We start from the raw sequence: 15,890 nt of genomic DNA on the forward strand, positions 1-15,890 counted from the left end.
TGATATCATTCATCCACTTTCAAGCCAGGCAAGACACCATGAACCGTCAGAAGAAACTGCAACAACTCTTCAAGGAAAAATCCAGAAAGGCCAACGCCAAACTGGCGCCGAAAAGCAACAAACCCAAGTACATCAGCAAGGCTGACCGCTTGAAGATGGAAGCTGAAGCCAGCCAGGCGCCGAGCCTTTCCACTGAAGAGTGATGCAGGTTAACGCAGCAGATACAAAGCGCCCGCATCGTACGGTTTTGTCTCCTTGACGCGTGCCAATCAATTGATGGGACAACAGCCCCGCCGCAGTCATTGCGAGCGAGGCGACGACGTGTACCGAAATCGAGCCGAGTGCCCAGAGCAGTAGTCCCTCCTGAATCAAAGCACCGTTTCGGCTGGCCCCTTTTTTGGTCTATTTCAACTCGAGGGTCTTGATGACGGCTTCGCCTTCGGTGCCGCCAGGCCAGCACAGATCGACGGTGATCGAATCACTGTTTTTCACGTGGAAAATGGCGAAGTTCTTGTCTTCCGAATGGCTGAACAGGTGCTCGAACTGGACATTGTCATTACCACTCAGCGTACCGGATTTGGCTATTGCGCCAGAAACAGTCTGCCCGGCGGGCATTCGCGAAATGGCACTCGAGGTAATCTGGTAAACGTTGGCCCTGCGATAGATCTGGTGCTGCAACCTGAAGGCGGCAGCACAATGCACATCGCCGCTTAAAAACACCAGGGTCCGGCCTTCGGCATCGAAGGCGGCGAATATCTTTTCCAGCAGAAGGTTTCTTTCAACATGGTTGGAGGGATGATCCCATTCATCCATGAAGTCGTCCTTGAGACTGTTAATCAAGGACCCTGCCGTCAGGACGATGGATCGCCAGTGAACGACTGGAACGGAACTGACCACAAACACGATTTTTGATTTTTTGACGGGCGGCGTATCCAGCCAGCCTAGAAAGCGGTCAACCTGATCATCTCCAAGCAGCCTGTTTTTGGCCCTTTCAACATCATGATGCCCGCGCAGGTCGAGCACATAGAAGGGGGTTGTCCCCTTCATGAAGTTATAGTCCCAGACGCATTTTTCGGGTGTTTTCAATAACGACCTGACAATGTTGGTGGGAGGGTTGTGACTGTGGCCATATTCAAAATAGGCTGTTCTTGCGGCATTCCACATCGAGTTTATAAGTTGCTGGTCAATGTCTGGGTCGTCTTTCTTGAAGTACCTTGAAAGAATTTCCAGACGCTCCTTGTTGGTTCGCGATCCCCAGCCATCCATGATTTCATGGTCATCCCAAATCATGTATTGAGGCGTTTTCGAAAAGATCTCCTGCATTTGAGGGAAATTCCAGTACACACGGTAATACCAGCGGTAAAGGCTCAGAAGGTAGGCATCAAGACCAGCGGTGAGCAGTTTTCCGTCTTTTGTGAATGCCGTGATCAGATCGTCCTTGTTGTTCTGCAGCCATTCCCAGATGTCTGGAAAGTATTTGTTTTCCTGGCAGTCCACATAGACCTGGTCGCCACCGCCAATGACAAATCTGACTTTCGCGTTATTGGCCCTGCTGAGAAACAATGGCCACGCACCATTGCTGTTATTGGCGTTGAACGGGTCATGGCAGCTATAGAATCCAAAGCTGAAGTCAGGCATGGATTGCGCCATGGTGGTAAAGGAGTAGAGCTTTTGATATCCGATTTCTGTTCTGCGCCACATGCTCTTGGACGTTGGCTTCTGACTCATCAAGTAATAGTAGTAGGTGGTGTTCGGTTTCAGATTGGCTATATCAAAGGTGTTGGTCAGGTCCGAGTCTTCACTGAACTTGTACGACAGTATGTTTTTCGGGTCGCCCCCCTGGTTTTTGAGGAACAGTTCAATGGGTTTGTCGTCAAGCGTGAACAGGTCCCCGACCAACGCCTTTTCGGACCAGACCAGCGCCCATTCTCCTGCCTTATAGACGCGAATCCAGATTCGAGCACTGTCAGTGCTTACGTGCCCGACAATGCTGGCAGTGCCAAGTTTGTTCACGTCGTATTCGTTGTTCCGCGGATCGACCAAGGCCATGACTTTCTCCATTTTCACTTGGGTTGTCAGGGGAACTGGCGTTCTGATCGAACACGGCCAACAGCAAACTTCTGACGAATCCCCATGAGGTGCGCGATTTGACTATAGAGGGTATCGGCTCATTGGGCTCAAGGGCCTCAACCGCCCGGCTGCGGTGGCTTGGCCAATTCGATCCCCGCCGCCCCCAGCCGCTTGAGTATCTCGAACAACAGATCACTCTTGGTCTTGCCGACAATCCTTGGGCTGTCGACATAACCCGTCACGGTCAGCGTGATGCCATCGGGTGAAAGTTTGCTGAAACGCACGAACGGCGCCGGTTTGCCGAGGATGGTTTCGTGCTCTTTGTAGGTGTCGAGCAGCAGGCTTTTGACTTGCTCGGGGTCGATGTCCAGCGGGAACATCAGTTCCAGCGTCGCCACGCCCTGGGCGCTGCCGCCGAGGGTGACGTTGCGCAGGTTCTGCGAAATCAGTTGCGAGTTGGGCACGATCACGATGGAGCGGTCGCTGAGCTGGATCTCGGTGGCACGCACGTTGATCCGGCGAATGTCGCCCTCGACGCCGCTGATGCTGATCAGGTCGCCGACCTTGACCGGGCGTTCGGTCAGCAGGATCAGCCCGGAAACGAAGTTCTTCACGATCTCCTGCAGACCGAAACCGATGCCCACCGACAGGGCGCTGACGATCCACGCCAGGTTGGTCCATTGCACGCCCAGCGACGACAGCGTCAACAGAATCACCACGGCGTAGCCGATGTTGGAAAACAGCGTGCTGAGTGACGCGCACATGCCCGGGTCCATGTCGGTCTTGGGCAGGAACTCGTTGTCGAGCCAGCGGCGCAGGGCGCGAATCAGGTAGATACCGATCAACAGGGCCAGCACCGCGTTGAGCAAGTGACCGGGGACGATGTTCAGCTTGCGCAGGCCGGCACCGCCGAGAATGGTGCCGATGTTGTTTGCCAATTGACCCAGCGTGGTGCCGATGCCGCCGACGAACAGCGTGATCACAGCCAGCAACAGCAACGCCGCCCGGCCCACGCCGGCCAGCAGGGTCGAGGCCTGCTCAAGTCGCCGGTCGCCGACACCCAGCAGCTGCTTCAAGGCCTTGCCGCTGGAGTGGCGGGGCGAGAAGAAGTATTCGCAGCTGTCCTTGAGCAACTGCATCAGCAGGTAGAAACCGGAAAGCACGATAAACGCCCACACCAACTCATAGGTGATGAACCGCGCCAGCGATACGTAGCCTGTCAACAACGTGCCGAGTGAAATGACCATCGCCAGCGTGGTCACGGTGTAAATCACCCCGGCGAGGGTATTGCCCGTCGCCTGCGCATCTCCTGTCGCCGCCAACTCCTTGCGCACCTCGCCGACGCGCATCAGCAGCACCGTGATGATGCCCAACACCACCAATGCGATCACACCGCGGCCGGTGATCACGATCTGGCTGCTCATACCGGACGCATTGCCGACCTGCACCGCCGTCACCAGCACCAGCAGCGTCGCGGCGAGGATTCTGGCGAAAGGCTTGAGCGTGAGGGCCACCGGTTCGGCAATCACCGGCAGCCGCCACGACGGGTGCTCGGTCGACAGCAACGCCCGGCTCAGGCCGGTAATCATCACGCAGGCGTACACGACTTTCTGGAATTCGTCGGAGAACGTCGCCAGCATCGGTGGCAGCGGCACATGCCGGGTGCAGGCGTAATACAGCAGTTCCAGGGCTATCGCGGTGGTCGCCAGTGTCGCCAGCGCCGAGGCGAAGGCCAGCGAGCTGCGGCGCAACCGGCCTTCGGGCATGCGATGGATGCACACCCACGCCAGCCAACGGTCGGCGAGACGTCGGCCCAGGGTCCAGACAATGAAGGACAGCACCACCAGCACGCCGGTGTAGAACCGTTGCTCCGGCTGCCAGGCCTCGGTACCGGTTTCCTTGATCTGGTCAACGAACATCTGCAAGCGTTGGCGATCGGCAGGATCGGGATCGATCATCGGCGACCAGAAATCAGGGCTGAGCACGCTGTCGGTGCGCAGGGTCAGTTCGCTTTCCAGCAACGTGCGGCGAATGCCGGCGATCTGGGTGATCAGGTCCGTGGCGTTCTGCTTGAGCGTGGCCAGATTTTTCAGTGCGGTATCGACCTTGTTCTTCTGCTCGATCAGCGCCGCCCGCTGTTCGGCGATATCGGCCTGTTCGGCGGCTACCGTTTCCGTCGGCGCTGCGCCCAGCACGCCCAGTTGTACCGTCAGCTGCGCCTGTTGTGGCAACAGCGAGGTCGACAACCGGTCGATGTCCAGAATGAACGCCTGCACCCGATCCTGGGGGCCTTCGAGCTGGTTGTAATTGTTGGCGGACGAGATTTGCTGCTTGAGGCCGTCAAGGCGTTGCTGCAACGCTTGCAGATCATTCTGGGTGACGCCGGGGAGCGGGGCGCCGACATCGGGCGTGCCGGGCAGGTCGGCGGCCGACACCATCGAGACACCCGGACAGAGCAGCGTCAGGGTGATGAACATCAATAACTTCAATGCATTACGCATGAGAATGGGCGAGTCCGGTTGATCACACAAACATTGAGGTTAGGTGATGGGGCCGGAGGGCGCGGAAAAGTTTCGGTGACCCGGGCGACGGGCCACCGTTCGCGGTGTTGCGGTTATTCAGATCGACCGCTGATTGACCCGCTGCATCAATTCCTCAGCCGATTCCTTGCGCTCGGAATAGCGATCCACCAGGTCCGGGCGATCACGCAGCAACAGCGTGAATTTCACCAGCTCTTCCATCACGTCGACCACCCGGTCGTACAGCGCCGAGGGTTTCATGCGATTACCTTCGTCGAATTCCAGATAGGCCTTGGGTACCGACGATTGATTGGGGATGGTGAACATGCGCATCCAGCGGCCCAGCACGCGCAGTTGATTGACCACGTTGAACGATTGCGAACCTCCGCAGACCTGCATCACCGCCAGGGTCTTGCCCTGGGTCGGACGCACCGCACCGAGGGCCAGCGGCACCCAGTCGATCTGCGCCTTGAACACCGCCGACATCGCGCCGTGACGTTCGGGCGAACACCAGACCTGGCCTTCGGACCATTGCATCAGCTCGAGCAGTTCCTGGACTTTCGGGTGATCGCCGGGTGCGTCGTCCGGCAGCGGCAGACCCGAAGGATTGAAGATTCGTGTCTCGGCGCCAAAGTGCTCCAGCAGTCGTGCGGCTTCTTCCACCAGTAAACGGCTGAAGGAACGCGGGCGGGTCGAGCCGTAGAGCAACAGAATGCGTGGTTTGTGCGCGTCGCTGCGGGCGGTTTTCTGAATCAGTGTTGTGTCGAGATTGGGCAGGTCGGTCATGTCGGCTCCGGTTACAGCGTGCTGATGCGGTCGAGCTCGCGCTTGAGGGCATCGCGGTCAAGTTCGGCGAAGGGCAGGGCGAGGAAGGCGCGGCAGCGGGTTTCGATCCGGGCGAGGGTGGCGTGAAAGGCTGCGTGGATGGCAGCCTCGTCGCCGCGGATTTCCGACGGATCCTCCAGTCCCCAATGGGCTTTCAGGGCCGGGCCGAAGTACACCGGGCAGGCTTCACCGGCGGCCTTGTCGCACACGGTGATGACGATGTCCGGCGGGTTGTCTTCGAAGGCTTCGTTGCCCTTGCTGCTCAACCCGGCGGTGGAAATGCCGGCCTCCTGCAACGTGGTCAGGCTGCGCGGCAGCACCTGGCCCTTGGGAAAACTGCCGGCGCTGACCGCTTCGAAACCTTGGGGTGCCAGGTGATTGAACATCGCTTCGGACAGAATGCTGCGGCAGCTGTTGGCGGTACACATGAATAGAACGCGCATGATCGGTCCTCAGCAGCAGGCAGATGTATTGAGCGGGCGGTCGCCCATGGTGGCCAGACGCGCGCTGTTTGCTTCCAGCCAGGCGGTGTTGGCGGCCAATGTGGTTTCAAGCAGGGTGCGGATCCAGGTGGGCAGGTCAGGGTTGAGCCGGTAATAAACCCACTGGCCCTGGCGACGATCCAGCAACAGACCACAGGTGCGCAGCTGCGCGAGATGGCGGGAGATTTTCGGCTGACTGTCGTCCAGCGCGCAGACCAGTTCGCAGACACATAACTCACCCTCACGGGTGATCAGCAGCGTGGCCCGGGCGCGGGTTTCGTCGGCGAGGCATTTGAAAACGGAGGTAGGGTCAAGCATGGGAGTGCCGTTATATATGTGGAAAGCCGAATATACGGATTTCCGTATGTGCTGGGCAAGGTCTGAATTTTTCTGAGGCGAGTGATAGCATGTGGCCTTCATGGAGGTGAGGCTGGCAAACAGCCTCCTCGGACAGCGTGCAAGGATACAAGGCATGAAGAACAAACTGGCCATCGGCAAACGCAATGAGTTCGCCATCTGGGGTTATCTACTGGAAGCCGGCTTCGACGTTTTCCCATCCCTGGTCGACGATAAAGGCATTGACGGAATCGTCGGGCACAACGGCCGATACTTCGAAGTGCAAGTCAAAAGCGGCGTGAACTGGAACAACCAGCGGGGACTCAGTCGCGCAGCGGTCAGCATGAATCCCGAGCGGATCTTTCTGATCTACAACACCACCGCCGATGAAGTTCGCTACTTCACGGGCCAGCAAATTCTGGCCGAATCCGAGTGGGCGCAATCCATTGATTGGCGCCTGTCTCAGATAAAACTGCCCAAACGCATGCTGGAAAAATACCAGCAGCACGATTGGGCTGGCTTCATTGCTTATTTGCGCGGCGAAACCAGCAACGCTTTGGCTTGATTGCCTTTCAGCGCCTCAGTTTTTTATTTTCAATCAGTGCAGATTTACCCATGATCAAGATTGCGATACCGACGCTCGTCCTGTTGCTGTGCCTGCAGGGTTGTGCAGAAATGCCTGCGTATTCGAACGTAAAGTCCGGTGAGCCGAGCGACGAATCCCGTTACACCGTCATCGAAACCGATACCTATGCAGGAAGGCCCCAGCGCTCCTGGGGGGACGGCGAGCCAAACCTGAACATCATTAGAATCAACGACAAGAAAGTGGGGAATATTCCGTTTTCCACTTACTACTACAAGAATGATTCCCCCCAGCGTGCAGTGCTGATCCCGGGGAAATACACGATTCAACTGGAATACAATCTGCCGTTGCACTTCCTGTTCGCCGATCTGGAGTTCGAAGGCAAACCCGGTCAAAAGATCATCGCCCGCTCGCAATATGTGGGTCTCAACCGGCTGGAGGTTTGGCTGGAAGATGCGGCGACCGGTGAAGTCGTTGGTAAGCGTGTGCACTGACAAAATTGACGCGATGGCTGTGAAGTACCGTGCTTTCAGCCATTGAACGAAGAGGGGGATTTTGAATAAGCATTCAAAATCCCCCTTTTGTTTTTTGACTGTAAGTTCGGGCGATTCAGCGCTTGCTGAAAGCCAACCGCGCCGCAAACAGCACGAAAATCATCCCGGTGGTGCGATCCATCCAGCGAATCACCTTCTCGCGCCGCAGGAAACCGGACAGCGGCTGTGTTGCGCCGATCAGCACCAGCGACCAGATCAACCCGAGCATCACATGAATGCTCACCAGTCCGAACGTCCACGGCACCAGCGGCTGCCCTTGAGGAATAAACTGCGGCAGAAACGACACGTAGAAAATCCCCACCTTGGGATTGAGCACGTTGCCCAGCATGCCCTTCAAGAACCAGCTGCCCCTCGGCTTGCCATTGACTTCGGCGGGCGCCAGCGAGCGGCGAGGGCGCAGCAGCATGTTCAACCCCAGCCACGCCAGATACGCCGCGCCGCAGTACTGCAACAGGTTGTAGGCCAGCTCCGACACCGCAATCAATGCCCCCAACCCAAACGCCACCGCCGCGCCCCACAACAGACAACCGGCATTGATGCCCAACGCCGCGCGCAAGGCCTGTTGCTTGCCTTCGACGGTGGCGGTGCGCAGGACCAGCGCGGTGTCGAGGCCGGGTGTCAGGGTCAGCAGTGTGGCGGCGAGGGTGAAGGCCAGGAGGTTGTCGGCGATGGACATGGCGCGTGGGTTTCCTGTTCTGGATGGGGAACGGTAGCGGTTTCAGGCGGGGGATCCAGCAGGGAGATGAGGCGGGGTCGAAATCGCCAGCGTGACCGGCAGCTTGAAACGATGAGGGGCGGGGCCGCTTCCGCTATTTGCAAGAACCTCAACCCCCATTCATGCAGAGTGCATGCCTATATTTGGCCATCACCTTGCGCAACCCGTTGATGTTTAATGACCTCTAAAATCTGAGGGGCTGGCACACAATATGCGAGGTCTGTCTGGAATTACGCGAAAATTGCCGACCTGGATCGGCGAACAATAATCCGTGATAGAGGCCTCAAATGAACGCCATCGACCTTCTGAAAACTGACCACGAAAAAGTTAAGGGCATTCTGAATCAACTCAGTGAATCCACTGATCGCGCATTAAAAAAACGTGCGGAGTTGCTCGAAAAGCTTGAACTGGAAATTACCATTCATACCCAGCTCGAGGAACAGATTCTGTATCCGGCTTTCAAGGAAGCAGGCGGTAAGGAACAGGATGAAATGTACTACGAGGCGAAAGAAGAGCATCGCACCGTGGATTCACTGGTATTGCCTGACCTGAAATCCACCGATCCTTCTACACCCGAATTCGCCGGCCGCGTGAAGGTGGTCAAAGAGCTTCTGGAACATCATATCGAGGAAGAGGAAACCGAGATGTTTCCCCAGGCCAAAAAGCTTTTGGGCAATGCGAAGCTCGAGGCGTTGGGCAAGGAAATGGAAGTGATGAAAGCTTCACTGAAGAAAAGCCTCAACGGGTCGAATATGGCGGCCTGAACAAATAGACAGACGAACCTGCGGTGCAATCAAAAGCCCGGCTTAATGCCGGGCTTTTCCTGTGGATACGCCTGGCGCATCCATATTTGTCTTGTGCCAACACGCTTCAGAGAAACGGTAAACCGAGGAGGCAATCAGCCCCAGGGCACGACTTCAACTGGCAACCCGTTTTGTCCGGGAGAAACTTAAGCCTCCGACCGCTGCCCGACAGTGATTTCGAAGAGATATTTCTGGCCGCGAGGACTCAAAATCAGCCGTAGGCCGCCGGCCAGGCGATCACGCAGGATGCCGAACCCGGCTGGCATCTCTGGAGGGCGGGCATCCGAACTGGCGACTGTATTCCCGGCTGAATTGCGAAGGACTTTCGTAGCCCACTCGATAACAGGCGCTTGCCACATCCAGCCCCTCGCCAAGCAACAGGCGGCGGGCTTCCTGCAGGCGCAGTTGTTTCTGATACTGCAGCGGACTCATGGCGGTCACTGCCTTGAAGCGATGATGCAATGTGGAGTTGCCCAAATTGGCGACCCGGGCGAGTTCTTCGATGCGCAAGGGTTGGGTGTAGTGGTTGTTCAACCAATCGATGGCCCGTGTTACTCGCCGTGTTTGCGAGTCGCCGAGGGCAAGCTCGTACAGACGACGTCCATGCGCACCCCGCAGGAGGCGGTAATACAACTCGCGAAGGGCGAGCGGTGCCAGCATGCCGATGTCTTTCGGTGTTTCCAGCAGCCGGACCAGCCGCAGCATTGTTTCCAGCAGGGGCACATCGACTTTCTCAAGAAAAAGGCCAAGCTCCGGCTCGTCCGGTATGCCCGCCGGCGGAGCGTCGGCGATGACCTGAGCGATTTCCGTGGCCTCGAAATCAAACCGGATACACAGGTAGGGCGCCTCCGGGCTGGCCATCAGTACGCGGCCGGACACCGGAAGGGTGACCGACACCACCAGGTAGCTGAGGGGGTCGTACAGGTAGTGGTCGTCACCCAGGCCGATTTCCTTTTGTCCTTGCACGATCAGGCAAAGTGCCGGTTTGTGCACGGTATGGATCAGCTCCGAAGGCGCATCGAAACGAATCACATGCAGGGGGGCTATGGCGGTCTCATAGATCCCGGGTGTGGTAAACCGTTGCGTCAGCAGGCGAACCAGTTCGTCACGGTAGATGGCCGTGTTCTGAAGGATGAAAGCATCGCTTTGTTCCATTTCAAGGCTCTCACAAGTGTTCATGAGCGTCTGCCCGGAACTGCCCGGGCAGACGATATTCACCCGACATCATCAAAGTACTCATTGCCGATAGAGGATCATTCCGGCGTGATACAACACGTCGTCATGAAAGTGGCCATCCGCGGTGAAGCCGGTGTCGTCCCAGTACTGGATGTAATCACCGACCAGTTGGTAGCGGCCCTGATAGGCGCTCTTGTTTTTACCACGGGCCTCGTCGTAACGACCAGTCGTCAGAAGCTCATGACGGATGAATCCATCTGCGGTGACCCACATGCCTGCGTAACGATGGTCCTGAGTGGTTTTTTTGGCATCTTTCATCACTTTTCTCCGCGATTGTCCGGCTCAGCAGATACGACCCAAAGCCGTGCGGTCAGAGCCGTCTTCGGCAACGCGAAAACCCGGTGTGCGGTCACTGCCGCCTTCAGCTACGCGCATGCCGGGCGTGCGGTCCGAGCCATCTGCGGCAACGCGGAATCCGGGGGTACGATCACTGCCACCTTCACTTACGCGCATGCCGGGAGTTCGATCAGCACCCTCAGCGGCCAGGTACAGGCTGGTCGAGGAAAGGTTGATCGCGCAGGCCACCACCGCGCTGATCACCAGTGAAAGGGAAAGCCGTTTTGCGTTTTTCATTGTTCAGTCCTCATTGACGTTGTTCATCTGAGCGGCCTGCCGTGGCCTGTGTGCATCCGTTGCGTGCTTTCAGATTACGTAGCCGAGCTCAGCGGTGTTAGGACGAAACTGCCGCAGATTTGCCTGATCCTCTCGGCCTGCTCGAGCCTGTCGTGCGGCGCCGTTGTGTTGCGGCTCAGCCGGCCGTGACGGTCATCCCGCCGTCGGCCATGACCACCGAACCGACCATGAAGCTGGCCCGATCCGAGGCGATGAACGCGACCACTTCGGCGATTTCTTCCGGTTGGGCGGCGCGGCCGATCGGCGCGGCTTCGCCATGCTGGGCGAGAAAGGCAGGGCCATCATCGACCACATTGTTGAGGATATTGGTCACCACATCGCCGACACCGACAGCATTGACGCGGATGCCGTGGCCAATGACCTCAAGTGCCAGGGTGCGCGTCAGTTGGGCCAGCGCGCCTTTGGAGGCGGTGTAGGCGGCAATGGTGGGGAAGGCGAAATAGGAGGCGTAGGACGCGATGTTGACGATCGATCCGGACTTGTTGGGCATCATCGCTTTGACCGCCTCCCGGCTATGCAAAAAGGCCGCCGTGGCGTTGACCGCCTGAATGCGTTCCCAGTCTTCGCGGGTCATGTCGATCACCAGTTTGTTGATGATGATGCCGGCGTTGTTGACCAGAATGTCCAGCCGTCCGAATTGCTCGACGGCCAGGGCGACCGCGCGTTCGGCTGCGCCGTCCTGAGTGATGTCGGCCACCAGGGGGACCAGGCCGGGGCGGGCCAGTGCTTCCACCTCAGGGTTTATATCTTCAGCAATGACCTGGGCGCCGCGGGCATGCAGCAACAGTGCGATGGCCTTGCCGATGCCACTGGCCGCGCCAGTGACCAGCGCGACTTTACCGGCCACTTCGTTTGGGGTGCTGTTCTTGAAGTCGGTCATGATGTTCTCCAGCGATTTGATCAAGTAGGGACAAGCCGTGTTGGCGCCCGGGAGGCGCTGTCATCGGCGACGGGCCTACTGTCTCGCAGCGAGGCGAACGCGGCTTTCGTGAGATTGCCCACGCTGTCGGGGTTTTGCGCTGAATGTCAGTGAGGGAGGTTCGGCGCTCGATTCAACCAACGGGAAAAGCCCGATATCATCGACCGGTCTGCGTGACGCGGCGTGCGGGCAAGCATCCGAGTCCTGTCTGGCGTTGCACAGCCGAATCTGAAACGGACAAGTTCATGGCAAATACCGGGCGCACCTCCCAGGAACCGATGTCGACATCTTCTCGAGACTTGCGCATCACCGGCGAGTCGATGGGTGAGTTTCTGCCAGGTGAACCCCAGGCGTTACCCTCGCGCTCGGAAATCACGGACGTCGTGATTCAGCTGTTCACCCATCGCAGCGTTACTGAGCCCATTCTCGTGCCTGCAGTGGTGGAACCGCTGCTCGTTCTGGTTCTGGCCGGGGCGGCGACGGTAGAGGAGCGCGCATTGGGGGGCGAGTGGGAAGCTGCCGAGGTCAGTGCCGGCGATTTTTTCCTCACCAGTTCCGAAGATCCGTATGAAATGCGCTGGCAGACGCGCGGAGGCGATACCTTCGAAGTCATGCACCTTTATCTCGGGCTGCCGCTGATCGAGCAAGCGTCTCGAGAGCTGTCGGGTCAGCACGCCGGGCTTGTGCGTTTGCGCGATGTTTCGGGGGCACGGGACGCACGCGTCGCGTTTGTCATGGAGCAGTTGCGCACTGAACTGGTTCTGGAACGCTCGCCCAGCGCGCTTTTCGCCCGTTCTCTGGCGCAGGCGCTGGCCGTGCATCTGGTGCGCAGCTATCTCGCTGAAAGCCAGCCCGGGCGTCGAGTCAACACCTTGCAAGCCTACAAGCTGCGCAAAGTCACCGACGCCATGAACGCGCATCTGAGCGCTGAATTCAGCCTGGCAACACTGGCCGGTCTTGCCGAGCTGAGCGAGTACCACTTCAGTCGCCTGTTCAAGCGTGCGACGGGGCTTTCGCCGTCGCAGTACTTCATTCGCTTGCGCATGGTTCGTGCGAGGCACCTGCTATTGGAAACCCGCCTCAGCGTCATCGACGTCGGGCTGGAGGTCGGCTACTCAAGCCCCAGCCACTTCTCTCAAGTATTCCGGCGTGAAGTGGGCGTAACGCCCAGCGAGTTCCGTGGGGCCTGAGCGCCCCTACGCTACAAATTTGCAGGCGATGCACACAGACACGAATAGGCAAAAGTGGCGCAGGTTTCGGCACGCGCCGACGAGGCCCGCGCCCTTAATCTTTTCGACGTACCCCGCAGCAACGAACGCGTCTTCAGCGGTCGGTGCTGAACCTCAATGCAGACAGCAGGAGCTACGGATATGTCGAACATTCAAAACAAAGTCGTCCTGATTACCGGTGCAAGCAGTGGTATTGGCGAAGCGGCGGCCAGGTTGATCGCCGCCAAAGGCGCGCATGTGGTCCTCGGTGCCCGCCGTACCGAGCGTCTGGACAAACTGGTCAGCGAGATCCAGGCCGTAGGTGGTTCCGCAAGTGCCTGCGCACTGGACGTTACGGATCTGCAATCGATGCACGCATTCGTGGCATTCGCCAAGACGCAACATGGCAAGGTCGATGTGATCATCAACAACGCGGGCGTGATGCCGTTGTCTCCCCTGGCCTCGTTGAAGGTCAACGAGTGGAACCAGATGCTCGATGTCAACGTTCGTGGCGTACTGCACGGTATTGCCGCTGTCTTGCCGGACATGCAGGCGCAGGGTTTTGGTCAGGTCATCAATATCTCGTCCATTGGTGGACTCGCGGTTTCTCCGACAGCGGCGGTGTACTGTGCGACCAAATTTGCGGTCAGGGCTATCTCGGATGGCCTGCGCCAGGAAACGGACAAGATCCGGGTCACCGTGGTGTGCCCGGGGGTCGTCGAGTCCGAGTTGGCGGATACGATTTCGGATGATGTGGCCCGCGAGGAAATGAAAGCCTTCCGGCGTGTGGCGCTCAATGCAGACGCTATCGCGCGATCGCTTGCCTATGCCATCGAGCAGCCTGACGATGTCGATGTGAGTGAGATTGTGGTTCGTCCGACAGCCAGTCCGCACTGAGCCGTGCCGGGCGCAATCCCCCGTGGTTTGTGTCCCGTCCTGCCTGACAACGACTGGGCGTAGACCTCACAACTCAATCGCCCACGTCTGACTCACCAGTTCCTTGCCGAAGCTGTGAATCGGCTCTTCCTCAACCAGCTCAAACCCCGCCCGCTGATACAACCGGCGGGCATCCACCAGATTGCTGGTGGTCCACAGAATCATCTTTTTGTAGCCGACATCCCGGGCAAAACGCAGGCATTCCTCGACCAGCCGATTGCCGATCCCCAGGCCCCGCGCACTGGCATCCACGTAGAGCATGCGCAATTTGGCGGTGGTTTCGTCGTGGCGGATGACGAACACTGAGCCCACCACCTTGCCGTCCTTTTCCGCGATCCAGCAGCGCTCGCCCGTGGGGTCGAATTCGCGCAGGTATTTCGCGACGACCTCGGACACCAGCGCTTCGAACTCTGAATTCCAGCCGTACTCGCGGCTGTAGATCGCGGTCTGCTGATGCACCACCAGACCCATGTCACCGGGTTGCGGGTCGCGCAGCAGGTAGGTCGTCGACTGGCCGCCCTCGAGTAGCGTCTGGATCTGGTTCATCGACGCGATCAGTTGCAGTTGCTGCGGTTCGGACAGGCGTTCGAGCAGGGTGATGACTTCTTGTCGTGATGCCTGTTCCAGTGGGGCAAGGATCTCGCGGCCGAGGTCGGTGATGTGCAATTGACTGGCGCGTGCGTCGGTGGCGCAGGGGACTTTCTGGATCAGGCCTTTTTTGTCGAAGCCGCTGATGAGGCGGCTCATGTAGCCCGCGTCGAGGCCGAGCATCTGGCGCAGGTCGGTGCTGGTCAGATCGCCCCGGGACGCGAGTTCGTAGAGGATGCGCAGCTCGGTGAGCGAGTAGTCGCTTTGCAGCAAGTGTTCCTGCAACACGCCGATCTGATGGGTGTAGAAGCGGTTGAACTGCCGGACGCTGTCGGCGCGGTCGGTGATCGTGGACATGGCGTGGTACCCATATGTTTGCTTCAGGCAACTATATAGTTGCCTGAAGCAAGCAAGTCAAATGAATGATGTCACGATCCCGAATGCAAAATCAGCCGGATCGAACCGCTCAGTCGTGTCCATTTGTATGTTGCGCAGGCCCACCGTTTCCAGATGCGTTGAGTAGAGCGCTTCGGAAAACCAGGTGATCAACAGGGTGCGCCGGCGTGCACCGCTGGAGTTCAGGCTGCCGGCGTGGATCAGGTCGGCATCGAAGATCAGGATGTCGCCCGCGCTGCCCGTCAGTTGCACGGATCGGGACTCGTCAGTGAAGTCGAACGCAAGCTCGCCCGGTGCAGGTCGGTGGCTGCCGGGGACGATGCGGGTTGCACCGTTTTCCGGGCCGTAGTCGTCGAGATACACCAGCGCGTTGACAGTGTCGCCGGGGCGTTGCGCCGACAAGTCGCGGTGCAGCTGTTGGTGGCCGCCATTGATGAGCGGTTCGCGGCCCTCGACCTGAGAGAGGAAGAAGCGTTCGCCGATCAACTCGCCCACCACCGCCAGCAATGGTGGCAATCGGCAGAGGGCCTGAACAACCGGGTCAGTGTCCAGTTGCGAATGGCGCCAGTCGATGCCGCGGGGCACGGGCCATTCGTTTGAGGGTTTGATGCCGGTATCGAATGCGATGCGAAGGGCGGCCAGCCACATGGTCGGAACCGCTCCAAAGAGCAGTGTGTAGCCTTTGCTATGGAGTAGTTCGCGGCTCGTCATGGCTTCATCAGTCTCCCTTTTTACAATCAGGGCGAGTATTGCCGATCGTGATCAAGCCGACGCGAACCTCGGTATCGCTGCCGTACCCCCAAGACAATCGGTTCCCGTAACTCACCAGATCGTAGATTTCGCTTTCGCCAAGTAGCTGATCATCGCGATTGTCGTACAAACGGAAAAACGCGGGAGATTCCCAGCGGACGAACCATTGGGTTTCGAAGGCGTCGTCCGGAGGCGCCTGCGGATGAAGGAAGTTGGGCAGTAACCAGAAAGGTCTGAAAGTTTGCACCCTGAAGCAGCCATCGGGGCTGATATGAGCTGCGTAGTCAGGCTTCGCCAACGCCTTCTCCCACCACTCGGAAACACCCCATAGTCCAAC

At 58.5% G+C, this 15,890-nt stretch carries 19 protein-coding genes and 1 pseudogene; 6 read left to right on the forward strand and 14 right to left on the reverse strand.

Annotated features, from left to right (window positions below; genetic code table 11):
- The first annotated feature begins 38 nt into the window (after positions 1 to 38).
- Positions 39 to 203, forward strand: coding sequence for a DUF2986 domain-containing protein (locus tag C6Y56_RS12140; protein ID WP_169430071.1), 165 nt, complete (start codon positions 39 to 41; stop codon positions 201 to 203).
- Between the two features lie 55 nt (positions 204 to 258).
- On the opposite strand, the pseudogene C6Y56_RS29175 reads toward C6Y56_RS12140, so the two are convergent.
- The 6 genes and pseudogenes from C6Y56_RS29175 to C6Y56_RS12165 form a co-directional block, all read right to left on the reverse strand.
- Positions 259 to 375: pseudogene (locus C6Y56_RS29175) on the reverse strand (fluoride efflux transporter CrcB); the annotation flags it as partial.
- A gap of 27 nt (positions 376 to 402) precedes the next feature.
- Complete coding sequence (locus tag C6Y56_RS12145; protein ID WP_169430072.1) at positions 403 to 2,049, reverse strand: alkaline phosphatase D family protein; 1,647 nt, start codon at positions 2,047 to 2,049, stop codon at positions 403 to 405.
- Positions 2,050 to 2,186: 137 nt separating this feature from the next.
- Positions 2,187 to 4,571 (reverse strand): DUF3772 domain-containing protein, encoded by a 2,385-nt coding sequence (locus tag C6Y56_RS12150; RefSeq protein ID WP_169430073.1) that lies wholly within the window; start codon positions 4,569 to 4,571, stop codon positions 2,187 to 2,189.
- Positions 4,572 to 4,688: 117 nt separating this feature from the next.
- Positions 4,689 to 5,375 carry an arsenical resistance protein ArsH gene (gene arsH, locus C6Y56_RS12155; protein ID WP_169430074.1) on the reverse strand — a complete coding sequence of 229 codons (687 nt, stop codon included), beginning with the start codon at positions 5,373 to 5,375 and terminating at the stop codon, positions 4,689 to 4,691.
- 11 nt (positions 5,376 to 5,386) lie between these two features.
- Complete coding sequence (locus C6Y56_RS12160; RefSeq protein ID WP_169430075.1) at positions 5,387 to 5,857, reverse strand: arsenate reductase ArsC; 471 nt, start codon at positions 5,855 to 5,857, stop codon at positions 5,387 to 5,389.
- Between the two features lie 9 nt (positions 5,858 to 5,866).
- Positions 5,867 to 6,214 (reverse strand): metalloregulator ArsR/SmtB family transcription factor, encoded by a 348-nt coding sequence (locus C6Y56_RS12165; RefSeq protein WP_169430076.1) that lies wholly within the window; start codon positions 6,212 to 6,214, stop codon positions 5,867 to 5,869.
- A 154-nt stretch (positions 6,215 to 6,368) separates the two neighbouring features.
- On the opposite strand from C6Y56_RS12165, the gene C6Y56_RS12170 reads away from it, so the two are divergent.
- Entirely contained in the window at positions 6,369 to 6,797 is a 429-nt protein-coding gene (locus C6Y56_RS12170) for a hypothetical protein (RefSeq protein ID WP_169430077.1), read from the forward strand.
- A 50-nt stretch (positions 6,798 to 6,847) separates the two neighbouring features.
- Positions 6,848 to 7,309 (forward strand): hypothetical protein, encoded by a 462-nt coding sequence (locus C6Y56_RS12175; protein WP_169430078.1) that lies wholly within the window; start codon positions 6,848 to 6,850, stop codon positions 7,307 to 7,309.
- A gap of 115 nt (positions 7,310 to 7,424) precedes the next feature.
- Here the strand turns inward: C6Y56_RS12175 and C6Y56_RS12180 are convergent, their stop codons facing one another.
- A complete protein-coding gene (locus tag C6Y56_RS12180; protein ID WP_169430079.1) occupies positions 7,425 to 8,045 on the reverse strand; it encodes a LysE family translocator in 621 nt (206 codons plus the stop codon).
- Positions 8,046 to 8,371: 326 nt separating this feature from the next.
- On the opposite strand from C6Y56_RS12180, the gene C6Y56_RS12185 reads away from it, so the two are divergent.
- Positions 8,372 to 8,848 carry a hemerythrin domain-containing protein gene (locus tag C6Y56_RS12185; protein WP_169430080.1) on the forward strand — a complete coding sequence of 159 codons (477 nt, stop codon included), beginning with the start codon at positions 8,372 to 8,374 and terminating at the stop codon, positions 8,846 to 8,848.
- Between the two features lie 276 nt (positions 8,849 to 9,124).
- Here C6Y56_RS12185 and C6Y56_RS12190 read toward each other — a convergent pair whose 3' ends face one another.
- The 4 genes from C6Y56_RS12190 to C6Y56_RS12205 form a co-directional block, all read right to left on the reverse strand.
- The gene (locus C6Y56_RS12190; protein ID WP_169432624.1) at positions 9,125 to 10,042 is read right to left on the reverse strand and encodes an AraC family transcriptional regulator; all 918 of its coding nucleotides are present in this window, start codon (positions 10,040 to 10,042) and stop codon (positions 9,125 to 9,127) included.
- 81 nt (positions 10,043 to 10,123) lie between these two features.
- Entirely contained in the window at positions 10,124 to 10,381 is a 258-nt protein-coding gene (locus C6Y56_RS12195) for an Atu4866 domain-containing protein (RefSeq protein ID WP_169430081.1), read from the reverse strand.
- 24 nt (positions 10,382 to 10,405) lie between these two features.
- Positions 10,406 to 10,696: a hypothetical protein gene (locus tag C6Y56_RS12200; RefSeq protein ID WP_169430082.1), complete on the reverse strand. Its 291-nt coding sequence runs from the start codon at positions 10,694 to 10,696 to the stop codon at positions 10,406 to 10,408.
- 175 nt (positions 10,697 to 10,871) lie between these two features.
- Complete coding sequence (locus C6Y56_RS12205) at positions 10,872 to 11,636, reverse strand: SDR family NAD(P)-dependent oxidoreductase (RefSeq protein ID WP_011333890.1); 765 nt, start codon at positions 11,634 to 11,636, stop codon at positions 10,872 to 10,874.
- Between the two features lie 284 nt (positions 11,637 to 11,920).
- On the opposite strand from C6Y56_RS12205, the gene C6Y56_RS12210 reads away from it, so the two are divergent.
- Together C6Y56_RS12210 and C6Y56_RS12215 are read left to right on the forward strand one after the other, a co-directional pair.
- On the forward strand, positions 11,921 to 12,865 hold the full coding sequence (locus tag C6Y56_RS12210; protein WP_169430083.1) for a helix-turn-helix domain-containing protein: 945 nt from the start codon (positions 11,921 to 11,923) through the stop codon (positions 12,863 to 12,865).
- Between the two features lie 180 nt (positions 12,866 to 13,045).
- Positions 13,046 to 13,780 (forward strand): SDR family oxidoreductase, encoded by a 735-nt coding sequence (locus C6Y56_RS12215; RefSeq protein WP_169430084.1) that lies wholly within the window; start codon positions 13,046 to 13,048, stop codon positions 13,778 to 13,780.
- A gap of 66 nt (positions 13,781 to 13,846) precedes the next feature.
- On the opposite strand, the gene C6Y56_RS12220 is transcribed toward C6Y56_RS12215, so the two are convergent.
- Genes C6Y56_RS12220 through C6Y56_RS12230 form a run of 3 tightly spaced genes read right to left on the reverse strand, consistent with a single transcriptional unit; the run spans position 13,847 to position 15,851 of the window.
- Positions 13,847 to 14,764 (reverse strand): bifunctional helix-turn-helix transcriptional regulator/GNAT family N-acetyltransferase, encoded by a 918-nt coding sequence (locus C6Y56_RS12220; protein WP_169430085.1) that lies wholly within the window; start codon positions 14,762 to 14,764, stop codon positions 13,847 to 13,849.
- Positions 14,765 to 14,821: 57 nt separating this feature from the next.
- Complete coding sequence (locus C6Y56_RS12225) at positions 14,822 to 15,514, reverse strand: phytanoyl-CoA dioxygenase family protein (protein ID WP_169430086.1); 693 nt, start codon at positions 15,512 to 15,514, stop codon at positions 14,822 to 14,824.
- Positions 15,515 to 15,521: 7 nt separating this feature from the next.
- Positions 15,522 to 15,851: a hypothetical protein gene (locus tag C6Y56_RS12230; RefSeq protein ID WP_249314408.1), complete on the reverse strand. Its 330-nt coding sequence runs from the start codon at positions 15,849 to 15,851 to the stop codon at positions 15,522 to 15,524.
- Between the last annotated feature and the right edge of the window lie 39 nt (positions 15,852 to 15,890).

The organism is Pseudomonas fluorescens (assembly GCF_012974785.1).
GTDB classification, from domain to species: domain Bacteria; phylum Pseudomonadota; class Gammaproteobacteria; order Pseudomonadales; family Pseudomonadaceae; genus Aquipseudomonas; species Aquipseudomonas fluorescens_BT.